The 23282-nt window shown below is 40.6% G+C and carries 26 protein-coding genes and 1 pseudogene; 26 read left to right on the top strand and 1 reads right to left on the bottom strand.

Going from position 1 to position 23282, the window contains the following annotated elements; genetic code table 11:
- Positions 1-187: 187 nt before the first annotated feature.
- From rocF to glmS, 7 genes are all read left to right on the top strand, one after another.
- Complete coding sequence (gene rocF / locus BA70_RS15350) at positions 188-1099, top strand: arginase (protein WP_034324142.1); 912 nt, start codon at positions 188-190, stop codon at positions 1097-1099.
- Positions 1100-1281: 182 nt separating this feature from the next.
- Complete coding sequence (gene sigW, locus BA70_RS15355; protein ID WP_034324045.1) at positions 1282-1845, top strand: RNA polymerase sigma factor SigW; 564 nt, start codon at positions 1282-1284, stop codon at positions 1843-1845.
- Positions 1846-1859: 14 nt separating this feature from the next.
- Positions 1860-2486, top strand: a complete 627-nt coding sequence (gene rsiW / locus BA70_RS15360; RefSeq protein ID WP_034324048.1) for an anti-sigma-W factor RsiW — start codon at positions 1860-1862, stop codon at positions 2484-2486.
- A 213-nt stretch (positions 2487-2699) separates the two neighbouring features.
- The gene (gene cdaA / locus BA70_RS15365; protein ID WP_008344027.1) at positions 2700-3521 is read left to right on the top strand and encodes a diadenylate cyclase CdaA; all 822 of its coding nucleotides are present in this window, start codon (positions 2700-2702) and stop codon (positions 3519-3521) included.
- A complete protein-coding gene (locus BA70_RS15370) occupies positions 3514-4923 on the top strand; it encodes a CdaR family protein (RefSeq protein WP_034324051.1) in 1410 nt (469 codons plus the stop codon). The genes cdaA and BA70_RS15370 overlap by 8 nt, the downstream gene beginning before the upstream one ends.
- 25 nt (positions 4924-4948) lie before the next feature.
- A complete protein-coding gene (gene glmM / locus BA70_RS15375) occupies positions 4949-6295 on the top strand; it encodes a phosphoglucosamine mutase (RefSeq protein WP_034324053.1) in 1347 nt (448 codons plus the stop codon).
- A gap of 578 nt (positions 6296-6873) precedes the next feature.
- A complete protein-coding gene (glmS, locus tag BA70_RS15380) occupies positions 6874-8676 on the top strand; it encodes a glutamine--fructose-6-phosphate transaminase (isomerizing) (RefSeq protein WP_034324056.1) in 1803 nt (600 codons plus the stop codon).
- Positions 8677-9527: 851 nt separating this feature from the next.
- Here the strand turns inward: glmS and BA70_RS15385 are convergent.
- Complete coding sequence (locus BA70_RS15385) at positions 9528-10268, bottom strand: MBL fold metallo-hydrolase (protein WP_034324059.1); 741 nt, start codon at positions 10266-10268, stop codon at positions 9528-9530.
- Between the two features lie 272 nt (positions 10269-10540).
- On the opposite strand from BA70_RS15385, the gene BA70_RS19130 reads away from it, so the two are divergent.
- The 19 genes and pseudogenes from BA70_RS19130 to BA70_RS15480 all read left to right on the top strand — a co-directional run bounded on the left by BA70_RS19130 (position 10541) and on the right by BA70_RS15480 (position 23236).
- Complete coding sequence (locus tag BA70_RS19130; protein ID WP_051691170.1) at positions 10541-11341, top strand: RNA polymerase sigma factor; 801 nt, start codon at positions 10541-10543, stop codon at positions 11339-11341.
- A 406-nt stretch (positions 11342-11747) separates the two neighbouring features.
- Positions 11748-11957: pseudogene (locus BA70_RS19650) on the top strand (pentapeptide repeat-containing protein); the annotation flags it as partial.
- 336 nt (positions 11958-12293) lie between these two features.
- Complete coding sequence (locus BA70_RS15400) at positions 12294-12653, top strand: hypothetical protein (protein WP_034324061.1); 360 nt, start codon at positions 12294-12296, stop codon at positions 12651-12653.
- On the top strand, positions 12640-12996 hold the full coding sequence (locus BA70_RS15405) for a DUF2200 domain-containing protein (protein WP_034324064.1): 357 nt from the start codon (positions 12640-12642) through the stop codon (positions 12994-12996). The genes BA70_RS15400 and BA70_RS15405 overlap by 14 nt, the downstream gene beginning before the upstream one ends.
- A gap of 165 nt (positions 12997-13161) precedes the next feature.
- Positions 13162-13353 (top strand): PLD nuclease N-terminal domain-containing protein, encoded by a 192-nt coding sequence (locus BA70_RS15410; RefSeq protein WP_003217265.1) that lies wholly within the window; start codon positions 13162-13164, stop codon positions 13351-13353.
- 14 nt (positions 13354-13367) lie between these two features.
- Positions 13368-14285, top strand: a complete 918-nt coding sequence (locus BA70_RS15415) for an ABC transporter ATP-binding protein (protein WP_034324066.1) — start codon at positions 13368-13370, stop codon at positions 14283-14285.
- Positions 14282-15046 (top strand): ABC transporter permease, encoded by a 765-nt coding sequence (locus BA70_RS15420; RefSeq protein WP_034324069.1) that lies wholly within the window; start codon positions 14282-14284, stop codon positions 15044-15046. The genes BA70_RS15415 and BA70_RS15420 overlap by 4 nt, the downstream gene beginning before the upstream one ends.
- Positions 15047-15305: 259 nt before the next feature.
- On the top strand, positions 15306-15716 hold the full coding sequence (locus tag BA70_RS15425) for a RidA family protein (RefSeq protein WP_034324071.1): 411 nt from the start codon (positions 15306-15308) through the stop codon (positions 15714-15716).
- Between the two features lie 234 nt (positions 15717-15950).
- Positions 15951-16673, top strand: coding sequence for an ABC transporter ATP-binding protein (locus BA70_RS15430; RefSeq protein WP_034324073.1), 723 nt, complete (start codon positions 15951-15953; stop codon positions 16671-16673).
- A complete protein-coding gene (gene skfF / locus BA70_RS15435) occupies positions 16666-18087 on the top strand; it encodes a sporulation killing factor system integral membrane protein (protein ID WP_034324076.1) in 1422 nt (473 codons plus the stop codon). The genes BA70_RS15430 and skfF overlap by 8 nt, the downstream gene beginning before the upstream one ends.
- Positions 18088-18105: 18 nt before the next feature.
- On the top strand, positions 18106-18621 hold the full coding sequence (locus BA70_RS15440; RefSeq protein ID WP_034324079.1) for a HEAT repeat domain-containing protein: 516 nt from the start codon (positions 18106-18108) through the stop codon (positions 18619-18621).
- Entirely contained in the window at positions 18621-19040 is a 420-nt protein-coding gene (locus BA70_RS15445; protein ID WP_034324081.1) for a TlpA family protein disulfide reductase, read from the top strand. Before BA70_RS15440 ends, BA70_RS15445 begins: the two co-directional genes overlap by 1 nt.
- 23 nt (positions 19041-19063) lie before the next feature.
- Complete coding sequence (locus BA70_RS15450; protein ID WP_034324148.1) at positions 19064-19261, top strand: hypothetical protein; 198 nt, start codon at positions 19064-19066, stop codon at positions 19259-19261.
- 146 nt (positions 19262-19407) lie between these two features.
- Complete coding sequence (locus BA70_RS15455) at positions 19408-20535, top strand: DUF418 domain-containing protein (RefSeq protein ID WP_034324083.1); 1128 nt, start codon at positions 19408-19410, stop codon at positions 20533-20535.
- A 162-nt stretch (positions 20536-20697) separates the two neighbouring features.
- Positions 20698-21069 (top strand): GntR family transcriptional regulator, encoded by a 372-nt coding sequence (locus tag BA70_RS15460; RefSeq protein ID WP_003217079.1) that lies wholly within the window; start codon positions 20698-20700, stop codon positions 21067-21069.
- Between the two features lie 5 nt (positions 21070-21074).
- Positions 21075-21950: an ABC transporter ATP-binding protein gene (locus BA70_RS15465; protein WP_034324085.1), complete on the top strand. Its 876-nt coding sequence runs from the start codon at positions 21075-21077 to the stop codon at positions 21948-21950.
- Positions 21934-22539, top strand: a complete 606-nt coding sequence (locus BA70_RS15470; RefSeq protein WP_034324086.1) for an ABC-2 transporter permease — start codon at positions 21934-21936, stop codon at positions 22537-22539. The genes BA70_RS15465 and BA70_RS15470 overlap by 17 nt, the downstream gene beginning before the upstream one ends.
- A gap of 185 nt (positions 22540-22724) precedes the next feature.
- Positions 22725-22940 (top strand): helix-turn-helix transcriptional regulator, encoded by a 216-nt coding sequence (locus tag BA70_RS15475; RefSeq protein WP_003217221.1) that lies wholly within the window; start codon positions 22725-22727, stop codon positions 22938-22940.
- Positions 22937-23236, top strand: coding sequence for a hypothetical protein (locus BA70_RS15480; RefSeq protein ID WP_034324089.1), 300 nt, complete (start codon positions 22937-22939; stop codon positions 23234-23236). Before BA70_RS15475 ends, BA70_RS15480 begins: the two co-directional genes overlap by 4 nt.
- The last annotated feature ends 46 nt before the right edge of the window (positions 23237-23282 follow it).

A 23282-nucleotide genomic window follows, 5' to 3' on the forward strand; every position in this document is an offset into this window, starting at 1 on the left:
GAAAAATTAGTTTAAGGCCTGCATTCTTTGTTTCGAATCCATCGATCCCGTTTAAGACACCTTTTTCAAAAAGGTGTCTTTTTTTATGTTGGCAGAGGGAATGTATAACTATTCAAAATGTTGTCGAGTTGAGTCAGAAGGCATCGAGAAAGTAAAATATAAGCATGAACGGAAAGGGGATGTACATATGGGAGATCAAAAGAAGGTCACGATTGTCGGGGTTCCGATGGACTTGGGTCAAACGAGAAGGGGCGTCGATATGGGGCCGAGTGCGATTCGGTGTGCTGGCGTAAAAGAAAAATTGGAATCGCTTTCATTTGGTGTGGAGGATCTCGGGGATATTCCAGTCGAGCAAAGGGACGATGAGAAAGGTTTATATACAAGTGAAAAGTTAAAAAATCTAACGGAGAATGCTGGTGCCAATCAGCTGCTTGCTGAAAAGGTTGACAGTATTGTGCAGTCAGGTTCGTTTCCGCTGATTTTAGGTGGTGATCACAGCATTGCGATTGGCACACTTGCTGGTGTAGCGAAGCATTATGAAAACTTGGGTGTCATTTGGTATGATGCGCACGGTGATTTAAATACGGAGGAAACCTCTCCTTCTGGAAATATTCATGGCATGCCGCTTGCTGTCAGTCTCGGCCTTGGGCATGCTGATTTAACGAACATTGGTGGTTATTCTCCTAAATTGAAACCCGAAAATGTCATATTAATTGGTGCTCGTTCCTTAGATGAAGGAGAGCGAGCGTTGATTAGAGAAAAAGGCATGAAGGTGTATACGATGCATGAAATTGATCGTTTAGGGATGACAAGGGTGATGGAGGAAGCTATTGCGTATTTAAAGGAAAGAACAGATGGTGTCCACCTGTCGCTTGATTTAGATGGGTTAGATCCAGTGGAATGCCCTGGTGTAGGAACTCCGGTGGCAGGCGGGATTAGTTATCGTGAGAGTCACCTTGCAATGGAGCTTTTAGAGGAAGCAGGTATTTTGACTTCAGCGGAATTTGTGGAGGTAAATCCAGTACTAGATGAGAAAAATAAAACAGCAGAAGCGGCTGTTGCTTTAATTGGTTCTTTAATGGGTGAAAAGTTATTGTAGAGCGGGACTTGTTCCCGTTTTTTTTATTTTGGGAAAATTTAAGGATATATTAAGGTTTTTACCGGCTGATAAGCGTAACACGCTGTCAAAAATTTGTTACACTATTTTTTAGAGGAGAATGAAACCTTTTGGAAAGAGGTTCGTATACATAAAGACCGGTGAAGGCAGAGGTTGAATATACTATGGACACAATGATTAAAAAGAGAATTAAGCAAGTGAAAAAAGGCGACCAGAACGCATTTACAGACATCGTAGACCTGTATAAAGACAAAATTTATCAGCTGTGCTACCGTATGCTTGGGAATGCACACGAAGCGGAGGATATCGCACAGGAGGCGTTTATTCGTGCCTATGTGAATATTGAGAGCTTTGATGTGAATCGTAAGTTTTCCACGTGGCTGTACCGCATTGCAACCAACCTGACCATCGACCGTATTCGCAAAAAAAAGCCGGATTATTATTTAGATGCAGAGGTGGCAGGAACAGAAGGACTGAATATGTATTCTCAAATTGCTGCTGATGGCATTTTGCCAGAGGATGAGGTGGTGTCTCTTGAGTTATCGAGTACCATTCAGCAAAAAATTCTAAGATTACCCGATAAATATCGTTCAGTCATCGTATTAAAGTATATTGATGAACTCTCATTAAAAGAAATTAGTGAGATTCTGAATATACCAGTTGGTACAGTGAAAACGAGAATACACAGGGGTAGAGAGGCTCTCCGGAAACAGTTGAGAGACCTTTGAGTGAGGTGATTTTGATGAGCTGTCAGGATAGAATCGTCCAGCTTATGCATCAGTATTTAGACCGGGATATCATGCCCGAAGACGAAAAAGAATTAAAGAGCCATCTGCAATCGTGTGAGGAATGCCGTACTCATTTTCAACAAATTGAGAAATCCATCGCGCTAGTGCAGAGTACATCTCATATAGAAGCACCATCTGATTTCACTGCAAAGGTGATGGCAGGTCTTCCAAAGGAGAAAAAGCGTGTGTCGATTCAAAGATGGATCAAAGCTCACCCGCTGATGGTAGCCGCTGCCCTCTTTCTCATTTTGATGGGAGGCAGTCTGTTTACAAGCTGGAATACCGATCATAATTTCAGTGTGTCAAAGCAGCCGAATCTCGTGGTTGAAAATGATACAGTGACCGTACCTAAAGGGGAAACCGTCAAAGGTGATGTCACTGTCAAAAATGGCAAGCTGATTGTAGAAGGCAAGGTTGATGGAAATGTCACAGTCGTCAATGGGGAACAGCTGACTGCTTCTGCCGGACAAGTCACTGGTCAAATCAATGAAATTAATGAAGTGTTTGATTGGATCTGGTACAAAATGAAATCCACAGCACAAAACGTGATGCGGGTCATTGGGCCAGAGGAGCAAAAGTAAATCAAACAGCATGGGAGCAGCCTCTTAGGGGCTGCTCTTTTTCTATATCATTGCTCAGATTCACACATACTAGAATGCCAGCCATATATGGCAACTATTTTCCTTGCTGAAATAAAATGTGGTATAATAGCCACGCTATGTATTTACACATAGGCTTTTTTTATAAAAAAATGCATCACACGAAGAAACTTGAAAATTCTGGAGGACGAGGAAATGGCTTTAGGGGATATTCCTTTTTTGCAGTACCTCGGTAATGCTGTTGATATACTCGTTGTTTGGTATGTGATATATAAATTAATGATGGTCATCCGCGGAACAAAAGCGGTTCAGCTTTTAAAGGGAATTGTGGTCATTGTTCTCGTCAGGATGGGAAGTGCGTATCTCGGTCTTAACACACTTCAATGGCTGATGGATCAAGCGATTACGTGGGGTTTCCTTGCGATCATTATTATTTTTCAGCCAGAGCTAAGGAGAGCGCTTGAGCAACTCGGGCGCGGCCGTTTCTTCTCAAGAAGCGGGACACCTGTAGAGGAACAGCAGCAGAAAACGATCGAGGCAATTACAAAAGCAATTAACTATATGGCTAAACGTAGAATAGGAGCGCTGCTGACAATTGAGCGCGATACTGGGATGAATGATTACATAGAGACAGGAATTCCTTTGAATGCAAAAGTGAGTTCTGAGTTGCTGATTAATATTTTCATTCCGAATACACCGCTTCATGACGGTGCTGTGATTATGAAGCGTGATGAGATTGCAGCTGCGGCTTGTTATTTACCGCTGTCAGAAAGTCCTTTTATCTCTAAGGAACTCGGAACCCGTCACCGGGCGGCAGTTGGTATTAGTGAAGTGACGGACAGCTTAACCGTCATCGTTTCTGAGGAGACAGGCGGCATTTCTGTCGCAAGAAATGGTGATCTCCATCGAGAATTGACAGAAGAAGCGCTTGAAGAAATGCTGATTGCTGAATTTAGTAAAAACAGCAAAGATGCTTCCTCGACCAAATGGTATTGGAGGGGCAAGAAAAATGGATAAGATTTTGAATAATCGCTGGGCCGTTAAGTTTCTTGCATTGGTCTTCGCTTTATTGCTGTATGGTACAGTCAATTCAGCGCAAGCGCCCACGCCGAAAAAAATCGGTGAATCCTTTTTCCCAACATCGACGACAGATGAAGCAACCTTAACCGACATTCCTGTTAAAGCGTATTATGATGACGAGAAGTACGTCGTCACTGGTGTACCGCAGACAGTCAATGTCACGATTAAAGGATCAACAAGTGCAGTGAAAACAGCAAGACAAACAAAGAATTTTGAAATTTATGCAGATATGCAAAACTTATCTACAGGTACACATAAAGTGGAGCTGAAGGCAAGAGATGTATCAAAGGGAATCACATTATCGATTAATCCGTCTGTGACGACTGTGACGATACAAGAAAAAACGACAGCTGAATTTCCTGTTGAAACAGAATTTTATAATCAAAATAAAATCAAAGACGGCTATTCACCCGAACAGCCCATTGTGAATCCGAAAAAGGTGACTGTCACTGGCTCAAAGGACGTGATCGACAAAATTTCTGTCATTAAAGCCTTTGTGAACTTAGAGGATGTCGATCAGCAAATCCAGAAGGAAGCGAAGCTCACTGTGTATGATAGCAGCGGGAATGAGTTGCCAGTCGAAGTGAGTCCGTCAGTGGTGGATATTACGGTCCCAATCACGAGTCCGAGCAAGAAGGTCCCGTTTAAAATTGAGCGGACGGGCAGCTTACCGGATGGGATCAGTATCTCAAGCATTGAGACAAGCCCGAGTGAGGTCACAGTGTACGGCTCTCAAAAGGTGCTTGATGCACTTGATTTTATCGATGGCGTTAAGCTGGACCTAAGCAAAATCAAAGATGATACGGAGATCGATGCCGACATTCCTCTGCCAGATGGTGTGAAAAAGGTATCGCCCGAAACTGTTAAGATCAAAGTGAAGGTTGCAACAGCTGAAGAAAAAAAGATCGATAATGTCCCGATTTCTGTCGTGGGTCTGAGCAAGGACCTGAGTTCTGAATTTGTGAGTCCATCTTCTGGGCGTCTCACGCTAACAGCAAAAGGGTCAAAGAGTGCAATTGATAAACTAAAGGCTTCAGATATTGAAGCCTATATCAATGTGGGGGACTTAAACGAAGGAACACATGAGGTTAAAGTACAAGTGAACGGTCCTCAAAACGTGACGTGGACATTATCGAGATCAAAGGTCAAGGTGAAACTTACCTCTACTGACACAGAAGATCAGCCGGCTTCTACGAATGATCGAAAGGATCAATCGTCTAATGACGATGATCAGGAAGAGAAGAGTCAAAAGGAATCGACACAAGATAAAGCAAAAAAAGAATCAATTCAAAGACAGCGGGTTAAAGAAGATAAAAAAGAGGACACAGAGTCCTCTTGAATGGTAAAAAAGGAGCGATTGAAACATGGGCAAGTACTTTGGAACTGATGGTGTAAGGGGTGTGGCTAATAGCGAATTAACGCCAGAGCTCGCATTTAAAATTGGGAGATTTGGCGGCTATGTGCTCACAAAGGATAAAGAACGTCCAAAGGTACTCGTTGGGCGAGACACACGTGTATCCGGTCATATGTTAGAAGGAGCCCTCGTGGCAGGCCTACTTTCAATTGGGGCTGAAGTGATGCGTTTAGGTGTCATCTCAACACCTGGCGTGTCCTACTTAACGAAGGCAATGGATGCAGAAGCAGGTGTCATGATTTCTGCTTCTCACAACCCTGTTCAAGACAACGGAATTAAATTCTTCGGCGGTGACGGCTTTAAGCTGTCAGATGAACAGGAGAATGAAATTGAGCAGCTAATGGATCAGCCAGTCGATCAATTACCACGCCCGGTTGGAGCCGATCTTGGAACGGTGAATGACTACTTTGAAGGCGGTCAGAAATACTTACAATTCTTGAAGCAGACAGCGGATGAGGATTTCACAGGCATTCATGTGGCGCTTGACTGCGCTAACGGTGCGACTTCTTCTCTAGCGACACATTTATTTGCTGATTTAGATGCAGATGTGTCCACAATGGGAACATCACCAAACGGATTGAATATCAACGATGGCGTAGGGTCAACTCATCCAGAGGCTCTTTCTGCTTTTGTGAAGGATAAGGGCGCAGATATTGGTCTTGCGTTTGATGGTGACGGTGACCGTTTAATTGCAGTCGATGAAAAAGGTGATATCGTAGACGGCGATCAAATTATGTACATATGTGCACGTTATTTGAAGGGTGAAGGCCGATTAAAGGATGACACCGTCGTGTCAACGGTCATGAGTAACCTAGGTTTCTATAAAGCGCTGGAGAAACAAGGCATTAAGAGTATCCAAACCGCAGTTGGTGATCGCTATGTGGTCGAAGCGATGAAAAAGGACGGCTATAACGTCGGCGGTGAGCAATCAGGCCACTTGATTTTCCTTGATTACAATACGACAGGTGACGGCATGCTTTCTGCCATCATGCTTGTAAATACATTAAAAGCGACAGGGAAAACATTATCAGAGCTTGCGGCTGAAATGGAAAAGTTCCCGCAGCTTCTAGTAAATGTGAAAGTGTCTGATAAATATAAAGTCGAAGAAAATGAAAAAGTAAAAGCGGTGATCCAAGAGGTAGAAAAAGAGATGAGCGGCGACGGGCGTATCCTTGTTCGTCCATCTGGAACAGAACCGCTTGTACGTGTGATGGCAGAAGCGAAAACAAAAGAGCTGTGTGATGAATATGTGGCTCGAATCACCGCTGTTGTCAAAGAAGAAATGGGTATTGAGTAATCAATCAAAGCAAATCGCAGAGCAGCGGTTTGCTTTTTTTTTCGAATAAACGTCATAAGAGGAGGATTCTTGACGAATCATATAGGCGAGGGCCATTTGCTGATGCCTTCATACATAGGAGAGCACATCAAAGGTAGAACGTGACAAGCCTCATCGCATATAGTGTATGGAGGTCTCACTTTCTAAAATGAAGGGGATCACCCGCTACATTGTGATTGACGGAGGTCAGACCTTATAGTACAATCATCCTTGTGTTACTGGATTTTTATTCTATCAGGAAAGGCAGGGTAGATGTTCAGGAACTCTCTTATAATTATAGCGCCCGAACTAAGCGATCGGACGACAGATGCTTAGTTGACGAGGATGGAGGTTATCGAATTTTCGGCGGATGCCTCCCGGCTGATCAAATATAGAGATCACAGCCGTAAGTGTTTCTTTAAAGCAAAGAGGTGACTCTTTGTACAAAGGGAATACACATGATCTCCCAAATTAAACATGTAGAGAGGGACGAAGAAATGTCCCTTCTATTTTAGTAGGCTTTCTTTGTCCCTTTCACATGATCGGGAGGAAGAATATTTATGTGTGGAATCGTAGGTTATATTGGTCAGAATGATGCGAAGGAAATCTTATTAAAAGGTTTAGAAAAGCTTGAGTACCGTGGGTATGACTCAGCAGGTATCGCTGTGGCAAACGAAGAAGGCGTGCATGTGTTCAAAGAAAAAGGACGTATCGCTGAGCTTCGTGAGGTCGTTGATGCAAACGTGGCATCTACAGCGGGAATTGGACATACACGCTGGGCAACACACGGTGTACCAAGTCATCTAAATGCGCATCCGCATCAAAGTGCTTCTGGCCGTTTTACGCTTGTTCATAACGGTGTCATCGAGAACTATGTACAATTGACACGCGAATATTTACAAGACGTCACACTTAAAAGCGACACAGATACAGAGGTTGTTGTTCAAGTCATCGAACAATTTGTAAGCAGAGGTCTTGATACAGAGGAAGCTTTCCGTCAAACGCTTCTTCAATTAAAAGGCTCTTACGCAATTGCCCTTTTCGATAACGAAAACAAAGAAACAATCTATGTGGCGAAAAACAAAAGCCCATTATTGGTTGGTTTCGGCGAAGACTTCAACGTTGTGGCTTCTGACGCAATGGCGATGCTTCAAGTAACAAACGAATATGCGGAATTAATGGATAAAGAAATGGTCATTGTCACAAAAGACGAGGTTATCATCAAAAACCTTGACGGTGATATCATGACACGTCCTTCCTATATCGCTGAGCTAGATGCAAGCGACATCGAGAAAGGCACATATCCTCACTACATGTTAAAAGAAACGGATGAACAGCCGCTAGTGATGCGCAAAATCATCCAAGAATATCAAGACGAAAACGGCAAGCTGTCAGTCGCTGGCGATATCGCAAGTGCAGTAGCAGAAGCAGACCGCATTTACATTGTGGCTTGTGGAACGAGCTATCATGCAGGTCTTGTCGGTAAACAATATATTGAAGACTGGGCGAAAGTACCTGTAGAAGTCCATGTAGCAAGTGAATTCTCTTACAACATGCCGCTTCTATCGAAAAAGCCGTTGTTCATCTTCCTTTCTCAATCTGGAGAGACTGCGGACAGCCGTGCTGTACTTGTTCAAGTCAAAGAGCTTGGTCATAAAGCATTAACGATCACAAACGTGCCAGGTTCTACGCTTTCTCGTGAAGCGGACTTTACATTGCTTCTTCATGCAGGACCAGAAATCGCAGTAGCTTCAACAAAAGCCTACACAGCACAAATCGCTGTTCTTGCGATCCTTGCATCCGTTGCAGCTGAATTAAATGGTCAATCTCTTGATTTTGATCTTGTGAAAGAGCTTGGTATTGTGGCAAACGCAATGGAAGCCCTTGTCGATCAAAAGGATGAAATGGAACAAATCGCTCGTGACTTCTTCACAGTGACACGTAACGCATTCTTTATCGGAAGAGGACTTGACTACTATGTGTGCCTTGAAGGTTCACTAAAACTAAAAGAGATCTCTTACATCCAAGCAGAAGGTTTTGCTGGCGGAGAACTCAAACACGGCACCATTGCTTTAATTGAAGAAGGTACACCGGTGATTGCCCTTGCAACGCAAGAGCATGTGAACTTAAGCATTCGCGGTAACGTCAAAGAAGTCGTTGCACGCGGCGCAAACCCATGTGTCATCTCACTGAAAGGCCTAGAAGACGAAGGCGACCGTTTCGTCCTTCCAGCTGTACACCCAGCACTTGCACCACTTGCATCTGTTGTTCCATTACAGCTAATCGCTTACTACGCAGCCCTTCACCGCGGGTGTGATGTGGATAAACCACGTAACCTTGCGAAGAGTGTGACGGTTGAGTAGGGTTAAATAGATTATTCACTTTTATTGATGTTAATAAAGTTGTTAGAGCTGTCAGCCTGGGAACACTTACTTACTCAGAACCCGCTGACAGTTTTTTTCTATTGGGATAAAGTTTGGATATGGATTATAGAGTGTTTAATTTAGAGAAAAAAGAAAGTTTAACAACTTATTCAGTTGTTAAATTAACGTTTCGTGGGGATAATGAGAATTAGTACTTTTAATATGATTTTAGAATGTGCTTTCAAGAAATAAAATTGACAAACACCACATCGCTATTTTAATAATAAAATGATGACCATTCACGATCCTTGTTACCCTTTAATGATCTGTCATTCATTGATTAAGACATGTGGAAATCCAACTTTTTAACATATTTTCCATCTTGACATGGTCAATCATTTGTGGCTTTAAAATGAAGTTGCACCATTTTAAAAAAAGATGAACGGATTATAAAAAAGTTGCACTGTTTTAGCCCTTTAGAGATACGTCTAAAGGGCTATTTAAGTCATAAGTGTTTTAAAAAGAGTTCCCACTATCTTTTAGACACCGAGCAGAACTATTGCTGAATAAGTTGATATAAACAATATGTGAATTGCTCTGGGATTAAGGCGGTAGCATACAGTAGGATTTCATTTTTTAATGAAATCCTCTATTTAATGACAAAACGAGCTATCTCATAGGACGCTTGTTTTGTCACCGCCGTAAGCGATAAGAGTTTCTATAATCTGTAACAATAATACAACACAAGAAGGTACACCAAACGCAACTTTTACTAAATACGTACCATAAACATCCCTCGTCTGTTTATGGTTGAATGCTAAATTAGTAGCCCATTCCAATGCTTTAAGCTGTTACTCCTTTTCAACTATGCCTTTAAGCTGTTCTTTAACATTATTTTTACTTAATCCTCCGTGGTAACAAATCACTTTTTCAATATCGAAATCCAAATAGCTTGCTATGGAACGGAATGCTGTATCCATATCCGGAGTGGATGGTGGATGAGGTCCTTGCAAAACACCTTCTACACTATACATTGCATCCCCTACAACAAGGGTTTTGCTTTGCTTCAAATAAAGGCTAATATGCCCGGGTGTATGCCCGGGTGTAAAAATAACGTGGATTCCTCCGCAGAATGGGAGATCCTCTCCACCAAACAATGTTTTGTCAACTTTAGCCCTTGGGGAATTGTTAACTTGAGCCACTATTACCCGACGTTTATCATCTGAAAGGCCGTCTAATTGCCAAGCCATACTTTCAAGGTTTGCCTTTAAGAGGGGGAATTCACCCTCAATATAGGGCTTATCAATTTCATGAGCGTAAACTTTAATATGCGAATCAGATTCCTGCAAGATTTCAGGAAGGCTACCAATATGGTCAATGTCCTGATGTGTTAGAATAATAGCTTTTAATTTTTCAAAAGAGACTCCAGCATCATTCATTGCTGTTCGTATTTGCTCCAATTGACCAGGTGTTCCAGTATCAATCAGAACAGCAGTCTCATCATCCCAAATAAGAGTAGGATTCAATTCTTGACGACCACCAAAGGCTTCAATCTGTAGTTCAATCATTTTTACTCCATTCGAAATTTCCATATTTCTTTCTCCATTCTAGTTTTAATACGTTAAATATTCTGAGGGTCGGTTACTTAGTGGATCAGTAATTATAAGGATAATGCCTGTTTAAGATGAATTTGATATCCATATTTTTAATAAGGTGGCCTTGAAAAATACAGCTCTCAATTAACAAAACGAAAAAGCGTTATAAATAGTTACGGGGATGTCGATATTTTTTGTATTCGCAGTCCCTTTTTGATCTCATATTTCGTTTATAATAAATGAAAAGCAAAAATAAAGGAGGGATTTCAATGCGAGCGATTGATCAAAACGCTACTACTGAAGCGAATAAAAACTTCGAAAATGCCGTTAAACCCTACATGAAAGACTTGAAGAACTATTGCCGTTCCCTGATGAAATCGACTTGGGATGGAGAAGACCTGATGCAAGATACATTGACGAAGGCATATAAAAGTTACTCAACAACATTAAATCCAGTTTCCAAATCTTATTTGTTCCGAATTGCAAGCAATACATGGATTGATGGAAACCGGAAACAAAGGCTTAACGAAGACTTTAATAAAGATGTTTCAGAACTAGCCGATAAAAAAACAAATTCAGATATTCTTATAGAAGGAATGCAATTATTGTTGGAGGAACTTTCGCCAAAACAGCGTATAGCAGTGTTACTCGTTGATGGATTTAATTACACAATGCAAGAAACTTCAATTATGATGAGGACAACTGAGGGGGCCGTAAAGGCGGTTCTTCATCGGGCCCGAAGGAAAATAAAACAAGTAAGAAATCAAGCTACTATTTATTCGGAGGACGACAACGTCAAAACGTATATTACCGCATTCCAAAGTGGAAAACCTGAAATGATTGTCGATCTTTTCCGGAAAGAAATTGGTGAACCACGTATGGTGGAAATAAGTACCCTATCAGGTTCTAATCCAAAGATGACAATTCAACCAATTGTTGGATTCGGAACTTCATACGTAATTGTTACGCTCAGGAAAAAAGATGGAAATTTAGTTTGTATACCATTTTATAGGTCAGAATGGCTAGCTTTCTTCACTCAATTGAAAGAAGAACTTTTTTTGGCAACATAATAAAAAGGGGTTATCTGAATAGTTATTGTGATTCCACTTTTCGTTGATGCTTTATTGAAATAAAGTTCTTTAGTGGGTAAAAAGAAGCAACAATATCATCTTTTATCTACTGTTTCTTCAGAGGAATTGTGGAAACATTTTTTGTTTATGAGGTTCAGTATGTCCATGGCTGATCATTTGCTGGTCATTTTATGGCTGAAAACGAAAAACGGATGACCAGTGACGTCGAAATAAAGTTCGATCATGTATAAAAGTCTGATCGTTTATAATAAAGTTTGATCAAAAATCCTGCGGTAATGAAATGCAGTTTTTTTTCTTGTTTCGCAATCAGACCATGTAATGGAGTAAGTCTTCTTATAAAAAGAAAAGAGTAAAGAAAGATCTAGATTACGTAGAAGCAAACCTAAAAGGGTTGGACTTACAAGGCCGAGGTTTTAGAGGAACATTAATGATTGCAGCAAATTTAAGCCATAGTAATTTGAGAAGGTCTGATTTTATTGTAGCTGACCTAAGAGACGCAGAGATAAGTGGCGCTAACTTGAAAGAAGCTCTTTTTCTAACACAGTCACAAATCAATTCCGCAAGAGGAGATGATCAAACCCAAATTTCCGATTAGTTAGAAAGTCCAAACCATTGTCTAAACTAAAAGATTACCACGCAGTTTTAGTCAACTTTTCAACGCCCTTATTGTACTATAAAGGGCTTTTAATAACGTCTTTGAAACGATCTTCAGCAAAGGGGCGCAATTGTGGAAGACTAAAGGTAAAAATGATCAATCTTTTTTATAAAACTGAAACTTAAATTTGCTAGATGGGAATCTATTTTGATCAAACTTTTTTCAAAATGGATTCTTCTTATTTGCCGAAAATACGGATTTGTGAGGTATTTTTAATCAAACTTTATTCCAAAGCAACATTTGATACTAGATATAATTGTCTAAAGAGGTATTTTTGTGTCTAAAGAACTAATTAAAATGAAAGATAGATTCGATAAGATCGTACATCTTCAAGAGAGCGGAGTCATTATGAGTGAATATTTAAAAAAGGAAAAATGGGGAATTACTTTTTTCTTCATCGTTTATATCGCATTGTTTATTAGCTCTTATTTGTTGATTGGTGGTCCTGCTACCGTCGAAGGACCGATTTGTGTATTTCTAGGATTCTGTTTCGTTCAATTTCATAAATATAGGTCTTTCAAAAATGATGCGGGTAATAAAAAGGGAATAGGCATACTAAGAGAGCGGCACGTAGAGAAGGCAATACAGGTTGAATATTTAACAAAGAAAGAGAGAAAAACACATGAACAAACCTAAAATCTATACAATGAGCTTCGCAAAAGTCTATCCTCTCTATATCGCAAAGGTGGAAAGAAAGGGAAAAACGAAGGCTGAAGTCGATACGATTATTTGTTGGTTAACAGGGTACAGTCCAGAAGAGTTACAGGAACAGTTGAACAAACAGATAGACGTTGAAACCTTTTTTTCTGAAGCTCCTGAGCTGCATCCTTCCCGCAGTTTAATCAAAGGGGTCATCTGTGGTGTTCGAGTGGAGGATATTGAGGAAGAAACCATGAAAAACATTCGTTATCTGGATAAGCTAATTGATGAATTAGCGAAAGGAAAGAAGATGGAAAAGATTTTGCGAGGTTCATCATAAACATCTATAACACGTAAGCCCAGTGAAGGTGCCTTCACTGGGCTTTTTTATATCTTATAGACCACTCGATCGATAAAAATAAAATCCATTTGAACGAAGTCACCCTTCATGTCGTCAAAAGAAGTGATATCAAAAAAATTGGTGTATGAAAAAGGAGTGGCGTGGATGGATATGAAGATGATTTTACCTCTTATTTTGCTGCAAGCCATTTTAATGGTGATTGGTTTGTTTGATTTGCTGAAAAGAGATCCATCGAGGATCAGAGGAGAAGTGAAGTGGGTTTGGGCTTTGGTGATTGTGTTTGTGGCGAGTGCCGGTCCTATTGCGTATTTCATTTTTGGTCGTAAACAATCTTAATAGGGGGAATTCGCTTGAATATGCTGGAGTGTCATGGGCTGACGAAATCATATGGTCGGCATGAGATTTTAAAAAATGTATCGTTTTCCGTTGGAGAAGTCGGTTGTGTAGGCTTTTTAGGAGCCAATGGAGCAGGAAAGACGACAACAATTCGGATTTTGACGGGGCTTGCTCGTCCTACGTCCGGCGTCGTGAAGGTGGCGGGTTTGGATGTGACAAAGGATATGAATCAAATCAGTCATGTGATCGGGTATTGTCCGCAGCAACCTGCATTTTATCAGGATATGACGGGGCAGGAGTGGATGCATTGGGTTGGAGGGTTATTTCATTTAGAGAAAAAATTGATTCACTCTAAAACGGAGGAACTGTTGAAGCTTTGCCGCATTGATGAGGCGAAGGATCGTTCCATAGGCAGCTATAGCGGAGGAATGAAGCAGAGGCTCGCCATTGCGCAGGCACTCATCAACAGCCCGAAGGTTCTCATTCTAGATGAGCCTGTGTCGGCACTTGATCCCATGGGGAGAAAAGACGTTCTAACATTGATTGAGCGTCTAAAGCATAAGATGCTGATCTTTATGTCGACCCATATTTTAGATGACATTGAAAGAGTGGCGGATCATATTATCATGATCAACAGCGGGAAAATTGAGATGTCCTCTTCCATGAAACAGATCAAAGAAGACTATATCCAGCCCGTCATCGAATTCCAATTAGAAAAACAGAATGCGGAACTAGTGGCTTTGTTAAAAGAGCGGGTTTGGGTGGAAGAATGCATTGATACGGGGGAGGGTTATCAGGTGCGAGTCAACGATCAACGAACGGCATTGAAGGAACTGCCTGGTCTCATCACTGAAACGGGCGGCGTACTACTCAATTATCGACTATCTAAGCTGACGCTTGAAGATATTTTCATGAAGGTTGTGAATTCATGATGATGTTCAAAAAGGAATTTAGGGAGTTATTCACTAGTTATAAAATCTTATTTGTTCCTATCATTTTTACGATTTTAATGATCACGCAGCCTATTACGTTGAAAATGCTGCCAGATCTTCTATCGAAATCAGCTGATTTACCTGAAGGATCAACATTTTATATACCAGAGCCAAGTGCTGGAGAGGCATTAGCAAGTGCATTGAGCAAATTCGATTCGCTCGGCGTTTTTATCTTGATTATGATTGTGATGGGGACGATTGCTGGAGAGCGTGCCTCTGGGGTGGCTTCGATGATTATGGTAAAACCAGTCAGTCGAACGAGTTATTATGTATCAAAAATATGCGCCTATGCCTGTCTGACCTTTTTTAGTTTGGTGGTGGCGGTGCTGGCCTCCGTATATTATGTAGACATTCAATTTGGGCATCTGGACTGGATCAACGTGTTAAAAGGCGTACTTCTTTATTACCCAAACTTACTGCTGATTGTGGTGTCGACCATTTGTGCCTCGGCTTTCTTTCAGCGTTCGGTGACGGCTGGCGGTGTTTCGCTTTTGATCAATCTCATTCTTTTTACAGTCCCTCCATTTTATGAAGACACACTGGGGAAGTATGCACCTAAAGGCATGACAAGTGCGGCAGAGGAAATGATCTACCGAGGGACCTATTCAGATCATGCTCTTACAAGTTTTTTAGGTGTATCGATGTTGATTGTCCTCTTTTTTCTCATTGGATGGTTTCTTTTTAGAAAACAAGAATTATAGCATGTTGTACCCTTTGGATATGAGGATCTAAAGGGTTTTTTTAGCCTGTTCCGTATCATTCTGCCAAGGGTGATTTCCATTTTAATTGGAGCTGTGCATGGAAAATCGGCTTTCAACAGATTGAGCATCGGAGCGGGGCATCATTTGAAAGGCTTTTTTGATTGGGCTTCATTCTTGAGCATAAACATCTAAATGAAAAAGAAAGTTTGGTATGATAGGTATAAATTGATTGTATTTTCAGAAAAGGGGTCATTGATAGATGAGAACTTCACGTAATCCTGAGACGATTCACCCGCCAGTTGCACCATATACCCATCAAATAGAGACAACAGGACCACAGCGGTGGTTAACCTTATCAGGTCAAGTGGGGATGGAAGTAGATGGAGCCATCCCAGCGAGTCCGATGGAGCAACTCGAGCTAGCGTTAGAGAATGTGAAACGCAATGTAGAAGCAGCAGATATGAAAGTGGAAGATATCACGAAGCTTGTGTTTTATTTGGTAGGAGAGTTTGATGCTGAGAGCAGAAAACGAATCATGGGTCAGTTCTTAGGCGACCATCTGCCTTGTATGACGATGATTTATGTAGTTGCCTTGGCATCTCCTGCTTTAAAGGTAGAGGTGGATGCTTGGGCGTGTAAGGATATGGTTTCAGTTGATGAGTCGATTTGATGGAATAGCTATTGCATAGATAAAAGGTTGGGATATTGAGGCCCAATCTTTTTTTATTTTGTATTAATTCCGTTTTCAGTATGTTTATAGAATATATTCCCTCTATTCTCTTACCTTGTTATTCTCTATATGGTAATATAAGGGTAAAAGGTTATTGGGTCTAATTACATTCACTTTTATCTTATAAAGCACCATAGATAAGCATACATCACTCTAATGCAAGGGAGAGATTTCATGCCATTCATGGAGGTTCAGAATGTAAGCAAACGATATAGCAATGGTGATGGGATTAAGGATATGTCGTTTTCCATCGAAGCAGGAGAGGTTGTGGCGCTGCTTGGGCCTAATGGTGCGGGGAAAACGACAACCATTCGATGTTTAACGGGTCTATATCAACCAGATCAAGGGGAGATTCTCATAGAGGGTTTTCCTCCTGATCATTCCCATGTCCAAAAGCAAGTAGCTCTTATCCCTGATCAGCCATATTTGTATCCAGAATTAACGGTTGCTGAACATGTTCAATTCCGTGCAAGGGGCTATCATAAAGGCTTAAAACAGATCAAAGAAAAGGTATATGGTGCGTTGAAAGAAGTACATATGGAAATGAAGATGAACGAACTGTGTGGAAGGCTTTCAAGAGGCCAAAAACAGCGTGTCGTTTTAGCAGGGGCCATTGTGCAAGATGCCTCCCTTTTTATTTTAGATGAACCGACTGTAGGGTTGGATATCCCTTCAACACAATGGCTGTCGGATTGGCTGATACAAAAAAGCCGTCAAGGTGGTGCTGTTCTTGTATCTACTCATAGCCTAGAGTTTGTTCTTGATACGGCTAGCAGGGTGATATTGATTCGAGACGGTGACATCATGAAAAGTATTGATGTTCCTCAATTGAAGGAAGAACAGATCAAGTGGCGGGCAGAAGTCATTCAACTTCTGGGGGAGTGGTCTAGTGAATAACACACTCTCACTTTTATGGATGAAATCCCAAAGGCGTTTGATCAGTAAAAATCAAGAAAAGAAAATGCCTTTTCTGATCTTGCTGATTTTTATTGCTGCGATTGGTTTTCAGCTGAGCGCAGTCTCAAGTATGGGGGATTGGAATGCTCAGGTAGCTGGATGGATCATTGTCTTTTTATTTGTTCTTTATACTGGTTTTGGCTTGTTTTCAAATCGGCTGCCTAGTCAGATGAACGATATCATTTGGTTATATGGAAATGGTGCTTCCTTATGGACGGTTGTGATGAGTGTATGTGTGTATCACATTTTTTGGCGAGGGGCTCTCCTTATGATCTCTGCCGTGTCTGCAGATATCCTCCTTTTTTGTTTGACGCAGCAGTATCCTTTTCTACTCGGGAAATCGCTTATCCTGACAGGGCTGTTATGTATGACCGAAACGTGGATGCTTGCGGTGTCTTGTGCTAGAACCATTCAAGTATATAAGCGAATGCTCTTACTCGGTTTTGTACTGATTTTTTGCTGTTTTGCACTGCTTGTTTTGAATCAATTGATGATGAAACAGTCCTCATTGATGAACATCGCTGATTCTTTTATGTTTCAAGTTGGACGTATGATCGAAGAGTTTTCTTTCCTTTCTTTATTGATATTTCTTGGAGTGATGACCTTATCTTTAACGATGATGTACAGGGCCAGTCATCGTTTAGAGATGAAGGAGACGTTAGTCAAGGAGGCAGCATTTTGGGAGGAATTTGAGGGGAGACAGATTCATTCAAATCCAATGGATGCAAAGAAAGGCAAGACGTGGTGGGGACTTCCTACATTAACGGGAAGCTTGGCTTTTCTTTGGCTAGAATTATTGTTGATGAAAAAGTATGTGACCTTCCATCTGTTATCTACCATGCTGCTGATAGGTACTTACTATGTCGTCATTTCTTATTTTTCAGATTGGCTGAATCTATTATTGATAGTCATTGGTGCATCCGTCCTTCTCAGTTCATATTACGCTGGGATTGTAAGGCATGCGCAAACAGGGGTGCTGTATCTTTTTCCAGGCGCTTTATATCAAAAAATTCTTCTATTAGAAGTGTTTCAAACCTTTTGGTTGTATGCTGTCTACTTTATTTCTCTTTTATTGTTTGAGATTCAAGATGTATTGTATTGGGCCCTATTTGGTGGAGGGGTTTATATATGGTTTTTGGCCGTACGGCTCTTTGCCTTTATGCAGCCGTTGAGACGAGAAGCCAGTCTTTCTTTGGGCATCTATTATCGATCATTGCTTATCGCAACTGCAATAAGTGCAGTGATCATCATTGGCATTCATATGTTCACTAATGGCTGGTTTACAACGATTATATGTTTATTTACTGGATTTGTATTTTATGTGATTTGTTATCGATGGCGTAGGACTCATTAAAAAGAGGAGTTGATTGTGATGAAACCAGAAGATAAGCTATCTCAAACGGTTCAACGTTTGGTCAATACGAATGAAGTAACGATCGTTCAAGCAATGGGGGAATTAAGAAAATCCGGAAAAGATGCAGTGCCAGTCCTTGTTGAAGCCTTAAAAGAAAAGGGTTCTTTGCGGAATATTGCAGCAGCAGTACTTGGTGAATTTGGAGCAGATGCGGGGGACGCAGCTGAGTCCCTTGCCAAGCTATTAGAAAGTGAAGAAGAGGAGACAAGAATGGCGGCTGCGATCTCACTCATGAGGATTGGTCAGCCTAGTTTGCCATTCCTTCTGCCATTGGCTAAACGTTATGAGGGACCTACTTGTTTCTGGGCATCCTGGTGTATCTCTTGGATTGACCCATCAAAAATCGAAAAAAACATGTATGAGTGCCTAAAACAGGAACAAGAACATCCATCAGGGAACGTGGCCCCTTTTGCCGCAGAGGAGGCATTAGGAAAAATCATCGCTTTTCAGCTAAAAGAAAAGGGGGATGAATAGTGGAAACGCAGCTACTCAAGTGGCCAGAGCATCTTCCTTGGATTCATCCTTCAGATCAGAGAAGCTTATCTGAAGGGCAACATCAACTTCTTTATTTTTGGTCAGTCAACTGTCCTCATTGTGAAGAATTAACCGATCACATTCTACATCGTGTGAATCAGTTGAGTATCCATTTAACCTGTGTCCATGTCCCATATACGGAAGAAGAAAAATCGGTAGATGTTGTTACAATGTATGCAGAGGAAAAGAACATGTCAGCTCCCATTGTTTTGGATCAAGAGTATGAGATTGTCACAAAATATAAGATTCAAGGATTACCAAGCTTTTGCCTCATAGATAAAGAGGGGCATTTAATAGATCGGAAAATGGGAGATACAGGTTGGGAGAAAATATTGAAAAAGCTAGAAAAACATTTTTAATTGAGGTTATGGAGGAGAGCGTTTTGTTTCAATCAAACAAAGAATTTAAAAAAACTGCGGTCTTTTTCGCAGGTGTGGGCATTGTATTGCTGATTCTTATGATACTGAAATGGTTGCCGATTTCAGCAGGCTGGGAGCTGACGTTGATTTTGTTCGGATTGGGGATTTTGTTTTATTTGAAGCGTGTGCTGTGGAAAGAGGAAAAAATTCATAATTCATGAGTCTGTTACCTAGAATCTATATTCTAGGTTTTTTTATTAAATTTACCTTAAAACGCATCTTTTCACATGGGGATTGGAACCAATTTTTTAAAAGTGTGGTAGGATAAATATGCTTTATTTATATATTTTTCGAAGGAGATGTCGTGTTGAAGGGATCTAGGGTTGAGTTAATTGATAGTTTACGTGGTTTTAGTTTATTAGGTATCTTGATCGTGAATATGCTTAATTTTCAATATGATTATGATTTTGAGAAGATGTTTGATTCGAGTTTTTGGGGGCAGGAATTTGGCGTTTATGTAACAGAAATTTTGTTCCAGGGGTCGTTTTATCCGATTTTCTCCTTTTTGTTTGGGTATTCTTTTATCAAGCTGATTGAATCTACGAAAGCTAAGGGACTAAATACGAATGCCATTGTCGTCCGCCGTGGTTTTGGTCTGATTGTGCTTGGAATGCTGCATTACATCTTTATTTGGAATGGTGACATTCTTCTTTATTATGGAGCTTGTATGCTTTTCTTGATGATGTTTATGAGCAGCTGGATCAAAACAATGCTGATTTGGTCGGGTGTGTTAGGTGCATTGTCATTAGTCGTTTCGCCATACATGATGAAACTTGTTCATGGGACTGATGAATTATTAACCGATGTGTATGCGAAGGGTGATTATGCTGATATTTTGCTCAGCCGGATTACGGTTGAAGACGATATGATGATTGTGACCATTATTTTGGCGATCGTGAGCATTACGCTTATGCCGATACTAGGGTTTCTTTTCGGTACGATGACGGTGGGGCCGTTTGCCTTGCTAGGCATGGTGATTGGTAAACGAGGGCATCTCACAGAAGAAGATCGAGGGATGGCCTATCGCAAAGGCTGGGTCTGGGTCATTGTCGTCGGCCTTGCACTAAAATGTGCGACGTTCATTGATGCGCCTTGGAGTGAATTCGTTATGGTTCTCGGTGGATATGTGCTGGCGATCGGGTATATTCAAGCTTTTATTGTTTTCTACTATTCGAAGGCAGCCGAAGGCCTCAAACGTTTGCTTGCAGGGCTTGGCCGTTTGTCCCTTTCAAATTATTTGGCGCAGTCGATCATTTGTACAACGATTTTCTATTCTTATGGACTTGGTCTATTTGGACAGATGGGGTCAATGTTTGGACTGCTGCTCGCTGTCGGACTGTATACAGCACAGCTGTTCATCAGCTATCTCTATTTGAAAAAATGGAGAAGAGGTCCGGTGGAGTGGATGATGGGAAAATGGGTGTATTGGAGATAAATTTTGTTGGGGAAGGCCGCATAGCTGAAAAGCTGTGCGGTTTTTTAGTTGAGTTGCAATCAAAAAATGGTTGATTATTCTCCTAGTGTGTATATAATGTATATATAGTGTATATACAATATTTTGTTCCAAACACCAGTACAGAAAAAAAGAGGTTTTTATATGCAAATTACGATTTCAAACCACTCTAAGGAGCCCATCTATGAGCAAATTACGAATCAAATTAAATCGATGATTTTAACGGGTGAGCTGGCGGAAGGGGCGGCACTACCGTCTATTCGAAAGCTGGCGAAGGATTTGCAAATCAGTGTCATCACAACAAAGCGGGCATATGAAGAGTTAGAGAAGGCAGGATTTATTTATTCGATTGTCGGTAAGGGATCGTTTGTTGCCGAGCAAAACCTAGAGGTCATGAGAGAGAAGAAATTGAAGGTGATTGAGGAACAGCTTGGAGCAGTTGTTACAAACGGCAAGGAATTAGGCTTATCTTTTGATGAATTGCAGCAGTTATTAAAGTTCTTGTATGAGGAGTGAGATGAGTGGAGCACGTGATTGAATTCAAAGGAGTATCAAAACGATTCAAGGACTTTTCTGTTCAGAATCTTGATTTACAGGTCAAAAAAGGCTTTGTTACAGGGTTTATTGGAGAAAATGGCGCTGGTAAGTCGACCACTATTAAAATGATTATGAATTTGTTAAAGCCAGATTCGGGTGAGGTTAAAATCTTCGGATTAGATTATCGCACCCATGAAAAAGAGATTAAGGAACGAATCGGCTTTGTTTACGATGCTAACGTTTTTTTCCCAGGATTGAATTTAAAAGACATCAAACGAATTGTGGCACCTGCCTATAAACGCTGGGATGACAAGCTTTTTTATCAATATATTGAACAGTTTGGTCTGCCGCTGAATAAAGCGATCAAAACATTTTCAAAAGGGATGCAGATGAAGGCGTCACTTGCGATTGCGCTGTCGCATCATGCCGAGCTGATTATCATGGATGAACCAACTGCTGGGTTGGATCCGGTCTTTAGAAGAGAGCTACTCGGCACGTTACAAGAATTGATGATTGATGGAAATCGAACGATCTTTTTCTCGACGCATATGACAACTGATTTAGATCGCATTGCGGATTATATTGCGTTTATACAAAATGGAAGATTGGTCTTTCAACAGTCGATTCACGAGGTAGCGGAGAATTATGCGCTTGTGAAGGGGAGCCTGGATTTGTTGGATCGAGACACAGAAAAGGCGTTTATCCATATTCAGCGTACGGCAGCCGGATTTGAAGCATTAACAGATCGGATTGATGAGGTGAAACTTATTTTTGGGGATGCTGTTGTGATTGAACCGGCGTCGCTTGAGGATATCATGTTTTATTTGAAAGGCGGGGTTGCGCATGTATCATTTAATTAAGCGTGATGTGATTTTGCAAAAGAAGCAGTTACTTATTTTCATTCCGTTTATTTTATTTTTTATTTTCATGGATGTCCATCCAGTATTGACGTTTCTCGTCGCTAGTGTCTTCATTCCATTTAACACATATGCGTACGATGAGAAGGCAGAAACGAATATTCTATTAAATTCTTTGCCTTATACACGGAATGAAATTATTGCATCTCGTTATCTTGGTGCCGTTTTTTATATGGTCATTGCGATCGGGCTGACAAGTGTTGCTTTATTTAGTTTTGGGAAGCTGTTTTCGATGATGGATATTGCTCTTGGCAGCGGGTTGTTTTTATTGTTCGCGGCGTGTACGTTTCCATTGTTTTATATCTTAAAGCCTGGTTATATCACAACGGCAGTGATCATTGGCTTTATCCTATTATCTGCTATGGGGCCGCCTGTTGTTCTCTATTTAGCAGAGCAATTCAGTGGGATCACTGATTTTATGATGAATTTATCGATCCCTATTTTATATACGGGATCAACTGTGCTGATTATGCTCATCTACTTGCTGTCTTGGGGACTTTCTACTGCGATTTACCAGAGGAAAGTGTTCTAATTCAGATGATCACATCATTTTTAGAGAATCATTCATTTTGAGGTAAGACTTTCAAAATGGATGATTCTTATTTTTTTGCATCCAGTGAAATTGACATACAGAAGAAAAGAGGTTATTATTTAACATAATGTTAATAATTTTTAACATATTGTTAAATAAATCTTCCTTTAAGAAAGGAATTTGAAATGGAGATTAAAAATAGAATCAAGGTCTTACGGGCAGAAAGAGATTGGACACAAAAGGATTTGGCAGAGAAGTTAGGTGTGACTCGTCAAACGGTGGCAGCGATTGAAAATGGTAAATATTCTTTGTCTTTAAAATTAGCCTTTCAAATTGCTAGGACATTTGAAGTTGATTTGTATGACGTATTTCAAGAGGTCGACAAGGAGGAACCACAATGATGACGACGATCATTCTTTATTTTTTGATTATCCTTTCTATTTTAAGCACGGCCTTTCAATTTAAGAAAAACCGTGAATATAAACATGATGAACGAGGTCAATTTATTTTAGCGAAAGCAGGAAGTTTTTCTATTGTAGGTGTTGCTTTAGCGTATATATTGGTTGCTGTCATCCAATCTTCAGTCCATCAATTTTCATCACCAACAGAATGGTTTTATATAGCCATAACATTTATGTATGTATCAAGTGTTTGCGCAAATACAATCGGTATCATCTATTGTGAAAAAAAATATTAGCTTTTGTTATCTATGGATGTAAGCTGGAGTTCTTCATGAAAGGAAG

The sequence above is a fragment of the Bacillus zhangzhouensis genome (genome assembly GCF_000715205.1).
GTDB classification, from domain to species: domain Bacteria; phylum Bacillota; class Bacilli; order Bacillales; family Bacillaceae; genus Bacillus; species Bacillus zhangzhouensis.